The following is an 11,864-nucleotide window of genomic DNA, read 5'->3' on the forward strand; positions in this document are numbered from 1 at the left end:
GGTATGATCATAGTATATTAGTCGTAATGCTCAACTTTGGAAATAACTCAGTAATCACCTACGTATTGGTCGCAGATGTCAGGGATATACGATGATGGAAAAACAACGCTAATATAGTGAATTTTTCATTGTATCTCAATAAAAAAAGAGAAAAATAAAAACAGACAGAAAAATTTCAATCTGTCCGTAACTTTTTCACTGAAAATTTTTTACTGTTTTGCTAATACTTCTTTAAGTTCACGTAATGTTTTAGGATCATGTGCATACATAACGTCAGCTATATTACTATCTTCCATTGCTAACGGAATAAGAGCTCTTATTTTATATTCTCCCTCATAGTCCTGTACAAGAACTAATAAATCTGCTGAGACTTTTTGAAATATTTTCTCATTATCTTCTACTAATACTTCTTCAGGGACAGTATCTTTATTATTAGTTACACTAATAGGCACGAATTGGTTCCCGTACTGGTTAAGCAAATTATCTCTAGCTTCTGAGTTATCCGGAGAATCTTCAAAGTCAATTATTCTAAAACTATAATCATTTTTCAGATAACCCACTGCTCCAAACATGTGTATACCTTCTTGAATTTCACTACTAGGCAGTTCGGTGTAATGAGACATGTCTTCGGTAAAAGCTGTGAGGTTTCCATCTTCAGCATCTTTGAGGGTTTTCTTTACTACATCAATAGCTTCCTGTTGTTCACTAGTAAGTTTCTGATTTTGCTCTTTATTGTCATTACTATTATTGCCTTCTTCAGATTCAGCATTTTTTTCTGTAGTAGAATTACCAGCATACATTTGTTTATTGATATCGTCTTGTATAATATCAGCTGCCTTAAATCCCTTCATCATATATTGATTATCGTATTTATCCATTATCAGTACGATATCCATTCCTTCTTTATCTTCTTGAGATAGCGTATTATCTTTGGTTGTTACTGATACTAAAATGGAATCTCCACCGTAATCTTCACCAATTTCTATTTGTGTTGCATCAGATAATTTATCCCAATCGATTACTTTCAGATTAAAATCAGCGTAATTAAGAGCAGCGAAATTAGCCATTATGTCCTTATACTCACTATCCGCTGGTTCAGATTGTGTAGTCTCAAGAGAAAATTTGCTGTGCAATTTCAAGTCATTTTTAAATGCATTAAAATTTTCATTTTTAGCATGAGTAAACATAAGTAGAGCGCCATCCAATGCTTGCTGTTCTTTATCTGGAAGATTTCCTATTGTTTTAGTTTCCTTACTTTCATCAGACGTATCTTTTTTATGTACCGCGGCACTTGTTGCAGCAGAAGTAGTTTCTTCTGAATCATTCTTACTTTCTTCTTTTTCGGAGTCAGATCCACAGGCCGATAGTGCTAATGAAGCAGATAATAATACTGTTACTAACTTGTTACTTTCCATAAATCACCTACTTATTCTATATATTTGAAATAACTATATCTATTTTACCATGTCAAAAGACTATATATGTGTGAAAAATAAGAAAAAACAAATAATTACTCCTGTGGTGTAATATTAAACAATTAATTTATTTTAATTGTTAGCATTTGTTAACGATGTTATAATTTATAGTTATTATGTATGATGGAAAATGCCTCAATTTCTCGCTACTGAGTTACTTTAAACTGAGTAGCCTTTTTATATCCAAAATTAAAAGCTGAAATTAACGTTTGACTAATATAATTTAAAAGGTTTTATTTAATGTTAAACCGAACACTCATTTTACTATTCCTCGTTTTATCAAAAAAGAGCAGCCATCCCCGGTTGTTCTTTTTTTAATGAAGTATCTCAATAAATGCCTACTAATTCTAACCACTAGTTTTCTAGAAAAATAATTATTTAATCTAGGACACTACTAATGTCAAACGGAGTGACATTTGGTAAAAAAATCTATTTTTATGGGTTTATTTTACATAAAAGGAATGTTAGTATTGTAAACGGAGGGTAATAGTTGTAAAATTCAGGAGGTAACAAGGTTGGATAACAAAGTATTTTCTATTTTTAAGAGAGTTTTAGTGGTTGCTAGTTTATCATTAGTTTTTACATCTGTTTTTAACTTTAAAACTATTGGTACACAAGCAGCGGAGAACGTAGATAGTGAAAGTCAGAACCTAACAGATGAAGAGTTGGATCAAGAACTTGCACTAATAGATGAAGAAGCTTCAAATGGCGAGCTTGAATTTCTAGATGAAGACGAGATGGACAAAAGCGAGGTTTATACAGAAGATGAGCTTGCTACTATGGAAGAAGGTTTTTCTTTAATTGAAAGTGTTCCCGATGAACTAGTAACAGAAGATAAAACTGTCGAAAGATTAGATTGGATGATTGAAAACACACAAGATTCAGAGTTGGTGGCTGCATTAGAATCAGAAAAACAAAAGCTTACTAACGAAGAACCGGTTTTTACTACTTTCTTAGCTTGGGGTTGTGCTAAAGGAATAGGTTATGCTATAGCACAGAATGCTGTTCCAATTGCTAAAGTATTAAAAATTAAAAAAGCGATCAAAGTTGCAGGTGGTACAGCTAAATTCGCTAACAAGCTTGTTAAGTCTTACGATTACTATTCAAGAATTAAAAAACCTGGTAGCAGAGTTGCTAAGTATTCTAAAACAACAGCTATGAAACTAGCGTTAAAAAAGACAGCTAGAGCTACACCAGATGCTTTTGACGCATTATACGCACTCCTAGGAATAGATACATTTATTAAGAATTGCTTCTAAATAAATCTTTAACATACCCTTGGAGTAGCTTATCAGAAAAGGGGTTTGTTTTATATGTTTAGTAAAAAAAGAACATATCAAATATTAATAGCTATTATTGGAATTGCATATATCATTTATAACTACACATTAAAATCTAGTGTAAGTGAAACAACAGATTCCTATATTGTTTTCCCTATTAGTATTGCATTACTTTTATTATTTGCTTTTATGTATATCAGATTAGATAAAAAAAATGACTAAAAACGATTTTTGTTTTCCCTCCTTAAACCCTAGATATTTAAATTATCTAGGGTGTTTTATTATGAAAAAAGTTGGCTTCTCCCCTTCTATCATGCATAATAAATATTTAATAAATATTTAATAAATAATTACATGAGGTTTAACATGGCTGCAGTATCATTAAAAAACAGAGCAAAATAAATTTTGTTATAATAAATGTAATGAAGTTTTCAACGAGGGGAATTAACAAAATTGGACTTTTTAAAGATGTAACTGACATTAGAGATATTGTAGCTTCAGATATAAAGATTCCTGAAAAAATATTGGACGAAATGCCTAAGTACGCTACGAGTATAGAAGATCGATTTAAAAGATTTAAAGACACTCCACCGTCTTTAGACGATCTTTTTCGAGAAGAGGATATGTATGGAGGACTTAAAGAACTCCATTTAAAAAATGCTTATAATCAAGCTGGCATGTATGCTTTTGTATCATGGAGATGGGTAAATCCATTCGCGGAATGGTTAGGTGATAGAAAAGTTCTTGAAGTTATGGCTGGCCGTGGATGGTGGACATACGCCCTACGACAAAAAAGTGTAAATGTTATTGCTACTGATGACTTCTCTTGGATGAATCGAAGCTGGATAGATACACTAACAGAAGTTGAAGAAATGGACGCAATTGAAGCTGTAGAACGTTACGGTAAAGAAGTTGACGTTGTGACAATGGGTTGGCCATATATGGACGATACAGCTTACCGGGTAATCAAACGGCTACACGAAGTTAATCCTAATGCATTGGTTGTATATATTGGCGAACGTGGCGGTTGTACAGCTGATGACAATTTCCATGAACACTTTGAAATCATGTTTAATGATCCTGAATTCAATAAAGTCACAACTAGATACCAAAGCTGGGAACACATTCATGATGATATTTTATTAGGAAGATACAGTGAATAAAATATAATTTTTTCGTTTATACTTGTATGTGACAGATTAACACAAGGATTTTTATTTATTACTTGTCGCTCATCACACATGGCAGAGCCCCTGTACAGAAAAGAAGTCTGTATAGGGGCTCTTTTTAGTTGTGTCCGTATCCTGTTACTCGATAATCATCACCGTAATCTACTGTGACAGACATTTCTACTTTCTTATCATTTTCTTCAGAATATCCATGAACCATAACTGTACTTAAATCTTCCCCACCTAAAAATTCTACATCTTTAGGAACAAACTTAATATTCTTTTCATCCTTCATATACGTAGCCGCTACTTCAGAAGCGAGCTCTCCAACCTCTTTTTTATCCATGTGTTCCTCCTTCTCGCATCCTACTATCACTAATAACAATAGAAAAATAGCAATAACTCTCAGTTTCAACATCCATATCTCTCCAATTTTTTGGAAATTCCTATATAATAGAATTATACTCTATTAACGAGAGGGGTTTCAAATATGAAAGTGAGAGATAAGACATACAAAGAATTAAGTTCGATTGCTTATTCTAACAAACCTATTAAGGACTGGACTGTCACATATAAAGATCATGAAGAAACTTGGGAAATTATAAATAAAAATAAAAAATTCAAGTTACATGATCCAGATACGGGTTTTGATGCAATGGTAGCTAAACATAAAGATACGGTTGTTATTGCTTATCGTGGGACGGAAATGAACTCCGCGAAGAATGCAGTAACCGTAGGTATTAAAGATGGTATAACAGACTTTAATTATATTGTTCGGAATAAACCAGTTAAGGAACTAGACTTGCATGTTGAGCTTGAAAAAGGTAAATTCCACGTTGATTTTTATAAACAGAATCAGTTTAGGCAAGCTGATGAATTAGCGCAGGAGGTTCAGAAAGCCTATCCTAAAGCAAAGGTATCATTAACTGGACACTCTTTAGCGGGTTCCATGGCTTCTTACGCTGCTGCCAAAAATGACTTGCATGCAGTTACATTTAACGGACCTAGTGTTATTGGGTTGCTTCCCAAAGACTTAAAGGAAAAAGCGGAAAAAGGCGGATTTGATAAGCAGGTTGTTAACTATGTACATCCAAAAGATTCTATAAGTTCTGGTGCTATTAATCCGTACAAGCGTTATATTGGTTCTGCCTATTATATTGGGTCTTCATTTGAACTAGAAAACTCAAAGAACAGATATAATCCTGTTTCTAGAGCATGGGGTTCACTTGCTGGTTCCGGTTATCACGGTATGCAACATTATAAATTTGACGAGTTTGGGAATGTTTCTAATCCAACTCTAACTAATGTCTTAACCGGAGAAAGCCTAGCTACCTCCCCTCGCTTTGCTTCTGCAGACAGCGGGACTATTAAGGTTACTCCTGTAGACCTTAAAGAGCTTGCTAGTGAACTAGAATCTTTTGTGGAGGAAGTAGAAAGCATCTGTAATAGCTTTAAACAAAAAACTTCCGTTTTGGATGATATTCAAACAACTGAAGATGTATTGAATGATGTTCTTCAGCGTGTACATCATGTAGGCGGCTGGTTTGCACGAGATACCGCTAGAATGGTTAGTAATCTTAATGCAGCTGCAGAATCTTTTGTGGAGGCTGATCACTTAAAATGAGCGATTTAGAAAAATATGAAAAAGAATTAAATGACTTAGAAAGTCTTAGCACCTACTTGGATACGGTCATTAGAAAATTACGTGCTAAGCAACTAGTTGTTAAAAGTAAAGCCGAAGATTTAACTACGTGGGAATCTGGTAATGCTAAAGATGCCTTTCAACAAGAAATGGAAAAGTATTTCGATGATTTTACTAAAAAGATTGATGATGTAGAGAAAGCAGAAAAAGAAGTAAAACATGCTAAGACCAAGGTAAAGCATTTAATGATGCTTGAAGATTTGCCTAAAGGTCCTAAATACTAGATCTTAAACCCTAGATTTTTTGATTATCTAGGGTTTTTGTTATGAAAAAAGAAGGAAAAATTACCTTTATATGGAATATATAGAATTTATGTGAATTTGGAGGGAGGTGTTTTTTGTGAGTAAGAGAGAAGACAGACTAGATGGAATGACAGATGGTGATTTAATTGATGATATAGATGATTATGTTAATTCATCTGGTGATTTTGATGAATATGAACTTGAAGAAGAGCTTAAATATAGGGGCTATTCCAAAAACAGTAGTGGAAAATATACCAAAGGCGGATACGACGATGAAGACGAGAATGAAGCTGAAGCAGAGAATTATTCTGCTAGTAATAACAATGAAAGTGATAAATCCGGCTGTGCCATACTAACTATTCCACTTGTTCTTCTTTTAATAGCCGCTATTGTGTATTTTTCACTGTTAGGTTTTGGCGCCGGTGTCTATTTTTCTATCGAATTTCAGATACCAATATATATGGCTTTTGCTGTGACCTTTATAGGAATATTTTTCTCGCAAGGTGCAAGTAAATTGGCTAATTTTTGTTTTGCTATTGCAACAGCAGCATTGATTTCACGTATTTTTCCTTATTTTTTGCCAGAAGTTCATTCTCTGAGTGTTGAAGATTTTCAAGAGTGGTCCAAAATAACACCGAAATCAACAGCATACCTATATACTCTTTATTATTTTTTAGCTATCACGATAATTCCTTTTATATGTATGAAGACATTTTCGAAAATAGTGAGAGCTCGTAATGGCATTGATCGCAACATAAATCGGGGAATGTAAAAAAAAGAGCAAACCAAAAGGTCTGCTCTTTTTCTTTATATGTTGATACTTTTTAAGTCATTTTTAAACTTATTGAAACTATCCTACTTTAATAAGTCAGTTACGATCTTACCGGAATAATTTACTGGCGCTACCCCACTGTCAACGTCTGACTTTTTAATACATTTATATAAAGTAGGTTGTGTATTACTTAATGCTGTAAAAACATTAATATTGTGCTGAATACTATGTGATATAGGTGTACCACTGTCATCAAGACCCGTTTCAAAATGTTCATACTGATAACGACAAAGGCCTAAAACTGCTCACATCAAAAAAGAATGCGTGATTAAACATCGCATTCCCTTTTTGTACGGCGTTTAGTATCTTTTCTGCCTTTTGCTATAAAAATAGCTGCTATAAGGCACCCAATTCCAGCTAAATGCATGATGTTATTACCTGTCGCCCCTAGACTGTTACTAGTCAAACCAACTAAAATACTACCAAGTATAATCAATAAAACAGTAAGTAGTACTAGATATTCAATTGCGAATGTATTGATCAACATCTAGTTAACCATAATATTATTATGAAAATAATAGTGTGGATTCAAACGCTCATGGTACCATATTCTAATCGATTTATATGTTATCATACATAAATTGTTAAAAGTACATTTTTTCACCTTTCACTATCAAAAAAGCAGCCTCTTTACTAAGAGACTGCTTTTTTTAATGACAACTGATAAAATCGCTTAAGAAGCTTTTTTTAATTGTTCTTTTTGTTTCCGTTGATAAGAAGAAAAATAAATAAGACCTACAAATACAGCTCCTCCTATCATATTTCCAATAAAGGTAGGAACAATATTTGTCATAAAATCAATCCATGTAAAGTGACCTGCAAAAATGGCAGCGGGAATAATAAACATATTAGCTACAACGTGCTGAAAGCCAATCGCAACAAAAGCCATAATCGGAAACCAAATACCAAGAATTTTACCCGTAACGTCGTCAGCGCCGTATGAAAGCCAAATAGCTAAACATACAAGCCAGTTACAGCCCACAGCAGAAATAAGCGTTTTAAAAAACGATTCATCAATTTTAGCTTGAGCAATTGCTACCGTTTTATCTAAAAAAGGACCCGTTTCTGTTAACCCGACAATGTGTCCAAAGAAATACGCAACAAATACGGCACCTAAAAAGTTAGCAAGCGTGACCCAAAACCAGTTATGAAGCAAGTGACGAAGCGAAATTTTTCTTGCATACAAGGCAATGGAAACAGACATCATATTCCCCGTAATGAGCTCTGCTCCCCCAAGTACGACCAGCATAAGACCTACAGGAAAGACGGCCCCTCCTAAAAGATTCGATAAACTTCCCCATTCAGCTGGTAAATTACCAATGACGCGCACATCTAGTAAAAAAACAAGCGCAATAAACGCGCCTCCTAAAAACCCAAGCATAAGAATAGAAGAAAGGGATAACTTGGTCTTTGAAACCCCCGCTTCTAAAGCGATGTTTAACATTTTATCCGGCTTGTGAAATGCCATAAAACTCCTCCTTAATTAAAAAAGGCAGCACTCAAAAACACCTTTTACACAAGGTTTTTGAATGCTGCCTAATAATCCTGCACTTTCTTTACAGTATATCAGTCATCATTATCTATAATAAAACTAAATAAAAAACAAGCAGATCCTACTTCTCTCTCATTTAATTAAATTATGTATTTTACGTTGTTCTACTGAATATTAGTTTCAAACACAAATACGGAAACGGCGATATCTTCTTCCACTTTGATATCGGAAAATAAATAGCTCAGCTTAGCTCCTAACAAGTCTTCAAGTCCTTCTGGAGGAGATGAAGCATAAAGGTTTTGAATAAGCTTCGTTCTTGCCATATGTACCGTCTCTTTACCTTCGGTTGTTCTCGCGATAAATTGTTCAGCTGGCGTTAAGTTGCCGTACAAAGTTGAAATAGCCATGTTTTGAACGAATACAGTATGAATTCGTTCTGGACCTTTTCCAAAAAGTTTTTTGTCGCAGCTTTCGGATAATATCATTAAAATCATGTATTTTTTTAGTACACCGGTGTATGCCTCCGCTTATCTCGAGTATGTCTATCCTGCTCATTCAAGTGTTCAACTAAGAATAAGTTACATTATACATGACGACGTTTACATTGTATACAATGTATCTGTTTTATCATCATTAATCCAAACGATTGCAAAACTTTTACGAAATAAAAAAAATACCTTCACTCATTGAAGTGAAGGATTACCTTTATATCTCTACTTAAAGGTTACAAATGAATTCTTAGTTATCAAAGAAATAACTAAGAACTTTGACAAGATAGCATGTCAAAATAGTCAAGTGGTATGTTTGTACCAGTAGTTAATGCTATCACGTCAAAGTTATAGAATCCACTTAGTTTACTTTCATAATACTTTATTTAATTTAAATATTCTTTTTGGATAGGTAACCTTTAATCTTCATCACGATCTGCTCTAAATTCATCATCAGATAATGAATTTAGTTGATGGCTAAGCTTTTCGTAGTTATCTTGTTTTTGGTTTTGTTGTACATCATTAGATATAGAAGCTTCGCTAGAAACAGTAGATTTTTTTCTAGTCTCTTCGCCTCCGCTAACTCCAAACCCAACATTGTTATCTGTCATCGGATTCACCTCTTTAACTGTTATTATGGAGAATTGCTCTAAAAAAATAACAGGAAACAAAAGGAATTCCCACTTAGCTAATAGCGGTCCACGCTTCCTTACTTAAACCAAATCGTATTTAGATAAGAAAATGACCTGCTTTAACTCCATAGGCAATACCAACAAAAAAACTTGCTATACCTAGCGTTTGACTTTTACATACATACTTTATAGTTAAGCCTGGAATCAGACCCCATATAATGATGAAAATAGCGAACGATACTATAATAGAAGACCATGCATCTTGCCCTGATATACTTATACCTTGCATAAACGTTTCTCCTTTCAGTACTTATATCGGGAGAACATAAATTTTTTATAGTATCTTATAATACGAACTAAAAAATTCAAGTGACCTGTCCATATATGCTTTTACAGCGAATGGTGGCGTTCAAGCTCGATTGTTTTTGGTTTTTGCCATATTAATACCCCTGCCGCTACGTACATAAACGAAGTGATGTAAAAAAGGCTTCCGATTGTAAGAAAATCAATGATATACCCTGTTGCAATAACGGCTAAAGCTGCCCATATAGAGGTCCATAAATGATAGTGTCCTATTTGTTTTCCCGTATGAGCACGATCTGTCTGCCTAGATAACGCTATTTTTTCTGCTGTTTTTTGAAGAGCTCCAAGCAGTCCCATTATAACTTGAATGATATACACCTGCGTGATAGTGGTTAGAACCGGAATCACAAGCATAACAACTGCCATCCCAAACGTATATAAAAGAAGCAAGCGCTTTTCTCCTACTCTGTCACTCCATGAACCGATTAAAGGGTGACTTAAAGCTGCGGTTAAAGCGAAAATTCCGTAAGCTAACCCAAATTGTGAATAACTATCGCCAAGATTTCGAAGCAGTAAAAGGTAAAAAGGAAAAACAATACTGCTTGCGGTAATCATTAGGCTTTGTGAATGTAAGAGTTGTTTGTACGTCATTTTCCATACTCCTTATAAAATAAATTAACGAATGTTTCGTTCCGATCATATTTTCTTTTTAAATTAAAAAAGGCATTTGTATGAGGGTAAGCCTCTTCTAACTGCTTCTTGCTTGGGTAGCCGTAATAAGGCAGGTAATAGCTTCCCTGATGCTGCAGCGTCACATCCACCATTTTTCTGACAACTCTTTGTGTATCAGAGATGCCTTGATGGTCTTTTTTCTGGTTAATAAGTAAAACGAGAGCAAACATATCGTCTTTTGCATAAGACATGACTGCTTTATTGTCTTTTTCTACATAGCGAACGGTAATGTTCAGTAAATTTAATTTCTCTGTTGATAAAATTTTGCGTAAATCATCGATGTAAGAAGCAAATTCATCAACCGGAACGAAGTATTCCTGTAAAACTTCCGTCCGGCTAGCACTTTCGTATTCCATAAAATCACTTTCAGAACGCATAACATTATTTCTTGTTTCAAGCCGTCCATTTTGTTTTAAGAAATATGCCTTTTGTGTTTCCCACAGCATATCTTTTCCCCAGTTGCTGTACCGAGACAGTCCTAGCATAAATTTAGGAAGCGCCACTATTTTTTCTGTTTTGAGCGGTTCGTTTACAGTAGAAGTATTTTGAGAAGATAAACGGTAGTTTGTGACGTACATATCTGTTAGCAATTGATTAGGAGAAACAGAAATACGCGCCATATGCATACGAACGTCAGGGTTCTGCTGTACGTAGTTTTTAAAATACGCTGTATACTGTCTATAATCTAAGCGGATAATTTCATCTTCGTACCATTCATCATCCGTTAAACGAAGCGTCACATCTAAAATGACTCCAAACAACCCGTAACCTCCGTTTACTAAAGAAAACAGCTCAGGGTGTTTCGTCCGGCTAATTTCGATAATAGATCCGTCCGCCTGCAGGAGACGTATAGATTTGACCGTATCCATTAAAGAACCGTATCGAATATCTCTGCCGTGTACGTTCACGCTGATAGAACCTCCAACGGTAAAAATATTTTGTGACTGCATAACTTTAAGAGCAAGACCGTCTTTATGTATATATTGCTGAATATCGTTCCACGTCGTCCCGCTTTGAACCGTAATTTCTTTTTGACGGGGCTTGTAATCTATAATTTTATTGTACTGCTTCATATCAAGTAAAATAGCATTCGGATAGTACGTCTGCCCTCCTTGGCTGTGCTGCATGCCTGAAATTGCTATTTTTTCATGATGCTGTGAAGCGGTTTTCACCCAATTTTTCAGCTGTTTTTCAGTAGTTCCATGTTTTATTTCTTTGACTTTTGTAGGAAGAAGCTGAGCAACATCTTCCGTTACAGGACGGCTTTGCTGCTGTTTATAAACATGATAGGAGGCATATGAACCGACTAGATAAAAAGATAAAAAAATTCCTAACAACACGTTTTTCTTCATCGCAAACTGTAAGCTCCTTTCTTTATTTCTGTGAAATTATACCATATCAAAAGTGAAATAACACTAATATAGTGTAAAATTACACTATATTAGTGTTATTTTGAGAAAATATATAAAAAAACTTGTAATTAAATGGATGTTAACCTTGTTGAAACAAAAAAAGAA

12 protein-coding genes and 1 pseudogene are annotated in these 11,864 nt (G+C 34.4%); 5 read left to right on the plus strand and 8 right to left on the minus strand.

Features of this window, described 5'->3' with window-relative positions; all coding sequences use genetic code 11:
* Positions 1–209: 209 nt before the first annotated feature.
* Positions 210–1,415 carry a hypothetical protein gene (locus tag N178_RS21460; protein ID WP_045294776.1) on the minus strand — a complete coding sequence of 402 codons (1,206 nt, stop codon included), beginning with the start codon at positions 1,413–1,415 and terminating at the stop codon, positions 210–212.
* Positions 1,416–1,990: 575 nt separating this feature from the next.
* Between N178_RS21460 and N178_RS25545 the strand changes: the two genes are divergently transcribed.
* On the plus strand, positions 1,991–2,734 hold the full coding sequence (locus N178_RS25545) for a hypothetical protein (RefSeq protein WP_052942421.1): 744 nt from the start codon (positions 1,991–1,993) through the stop codon (positions 2,732–2,734).
* Positions 2,735–3,177: 443 nt separating this feature from the next.
* The gene (locus N178_RS21475; protein WP_045294780.1) at positions 3,178–3,918 is read left to right on the plus strand and encodes a hypothetical protein; all 741 of its coding nucleotides are present in this window, start codon (positions 3,178–3,180) and stop codon (positions 3,916–3,918) included.
* Between the two features lie 124 nt (positions 3,919–4,042).
* Here N178_RS21475 and N178_RS21480 read toward each other — a convergent pair whose 3' ends face one another.
* On the minus strand, positions 4,043–4,270 hold the full coding sequence (locus tag N178_RS21480) for a hypothetical protein (RefSeq protein ID WP_045294782.1): 228 nt from the start codon (positions 4,268–4,270) through the stop codon (positions 4,043–4,045).
* A 144-nt stretch (positions 4,271–4,414) separates the two neighbouring features.
* On the opposite strand from N178_RS21480, the gene N178_RS21485 reads away from it, so the two are divergent.
* The 3 genes from N178_RS21485 (at position 4,415) to N178_RS21495 (ending at position 6,640) form a co-directional block, all read left to right on the plus strand.
* Positions 4,415–5,548: a Tle-like phospholipase domain-containing protein gene (locus tag N178_RS21485; RefSeq protein ID WP_045294784.1), complete on the plus strand. Its 1,134-nt coding sequence runs from the start codon at positions 4,415–4,417 to the stop codon at positions 5,546–5,548.
* Entirely contained in the window at positions 5,545–5,850 is a 306-nt protein-coding gene (locus N178_RS21490) for a WXG100 family type VII secretion target (RefSeq protein ID WP_045294785.1), read from the plus strand. Before N178_RS21485 ends, N178_RS21490 begins: the two co-directional genes overlap by 4 nt.
* Positions 5,851–5,965: 115 nt before the next feature.
* Positions 5,966–6,640, plus strand: a complete 675-nt coding sequence (locus N178_RS21495; RefSeq protein ID WP_045294787.1) for a hypothetical protein — start codon at positions 5,966–5,968, stop codon at positions 6,638–6,640.
* Positions 6,641–7,373: 733 nt separating this feature from the next.
* On the opposite strand, the gene N178_RS21500 is transcribed toward N178_RS21495, so the two are convergent.
* The 6 genes and pseudogenes from N178_RS21500 to N178_RS21525 form a co-directional block, all read right to left on the minus strand.
* The gene (locus tag N178_RS21500) at positions 7,374–8,168 is read right to left on the minus strand and encodes a formate/nitrite transporter family protein (RefSeq protein WP_045294788.1); all 795 of its coding nucleotides are present in this window, start codon (positions 8,166–8,168) and stop codon (positions 7,374–7,376) included.
* A 188-nt stretch (positions 8,169–8,356) separates the two neighbouring features.
* Positions 8,357–8,747, minus strand: a pseudogene (locus N178_RS21505) (Na-translocating system protein MpsC family protein).
* A 352-nt stretch (positions 8,748–9,099) separates the two neighbouring features.
* Positions 9,100–9,291, minus strand: coding sequence for a hypothetical protein (locus N178_RS21510; protein WP_045294789.1), 192 nt, complete (start codon positions 9,289–9,291; stop codon positions 9,100–9,102).
* Positions 9,292–9,409: 118 nt separating this feature from the next.
* Positions 9,410–9,601, minus strand: a complete 192-nt coding sequence (locus N178_RS21515) for a hypothetical protein (protein WP_025751820.1) — start codon at positions 9,599–9,601, stop codon at positions 9,410–9,412.
* 101 nt (positions 9,602–9,702) lie between these two features.
* Positions 9,703–10,266 (minus strand): MFS transporter, encoded by a 564-nt coding sequence (locus N178_RS21520; protein ID WP_045294790.1) that lies wholly within the window; start codon positions 10,264–10,266, stop codon positions 9,703–9,705.
* Positions 10,263–11,699, minus strand: coding sequence for an FAD-binding oxidoreductase (locus N178_RS21525; RefSeq protein ID WP_045294791.1), 1,437 nt, complete (start codon positions 11,697–11,699; stop codon positions 10,263–10,265). The genes N178_RS21520 and N178_RS21525 overlap by 4 nt, the downstream gene beginning before the upstream one ends.
* Between the last annotated feature and the right edge of the window lie 165 nt (positions 11,700–11,864).

The organism is Priestia aryabhattai B8W22 (assembly GCF_000956595.1).
GTDB classification, from domain to species: Bacteria; Bacillota; Bacilli; order Bacillales; family Bacillaceae_H; genus Priestia; species Priestia aryabhattai.

Bases quoted from the DNA above. Each gene is read 5' to 3' on its own strand.
- N178_RS21515 (WP_025751820.1), bottom strand. From the start codon at position 9,601: ATGCAAGGTATAAGTATATCAGGGCAAGATGCATGGTCTTCTATTATA.
- N178_RS21490 (WP_045294785.1), top strand. From the start codon at position 5,545: ATGAGCGATTTAGAAAAATATGAAAAAGAATTAAATGACTTAGAAAGT.
- N178_RS21475 (WP_045294780.1), top strand. From the start codon at position 3,178: ATGAAGTTTTCAACGAGGGGAATTAACAAAATTGGACTTTTTAAAGAT.
- N178_RS21480 (WP_045294782.1), bottom strand. From the start codon at position 4,270: ATGGATAAAAAAGAGGTTGGAGAGCTCGCTTCTGAAGTAGCGGCTACG.
- N178_RS21460 (WP_045294776.1), bottom strand. From the start codon at position 1,415: ATGGAAAGTAACAAGTTAGTAACAGTATTATTATCTGCTTCATTAGCA.
- N178_RS21520 (WP_045294790.1), bottom strand. From the start codon at position 10,266: ATGACGTACAAACAACTCTTACATTCACAAAGCCTAATGATTACCGCA.
- N178_RS21500 (WP_045294788.1), bottom strand. From the start codon at position 8,168: ATGGCATTTCACAAGCCGGATAAAATGTTAAACATCGCTTTAGAAGCG.
- N178_RS21485 (WP_045294784.1), top strand. From the start codon at position 4,415: ATGAAAGTGAGAGATAAGACATACAAAGAATTAAGTTCGATTGCTTAT.
- N178_RS21525 (WP_045294791.1), bottom strand. From the start codon at position 11,699: ATGAAGAAAAACGTGTTGTTAGGAATTTTTTTATCTTTTTATCTAGTC.
- N178_RS21510 (WP_045294789.1), bottom strand. From the start codon at position 9,291: ATGACAGATAACAATGTTGGGTTTGGAGTTAGCGGAGGCGAAGAGACT.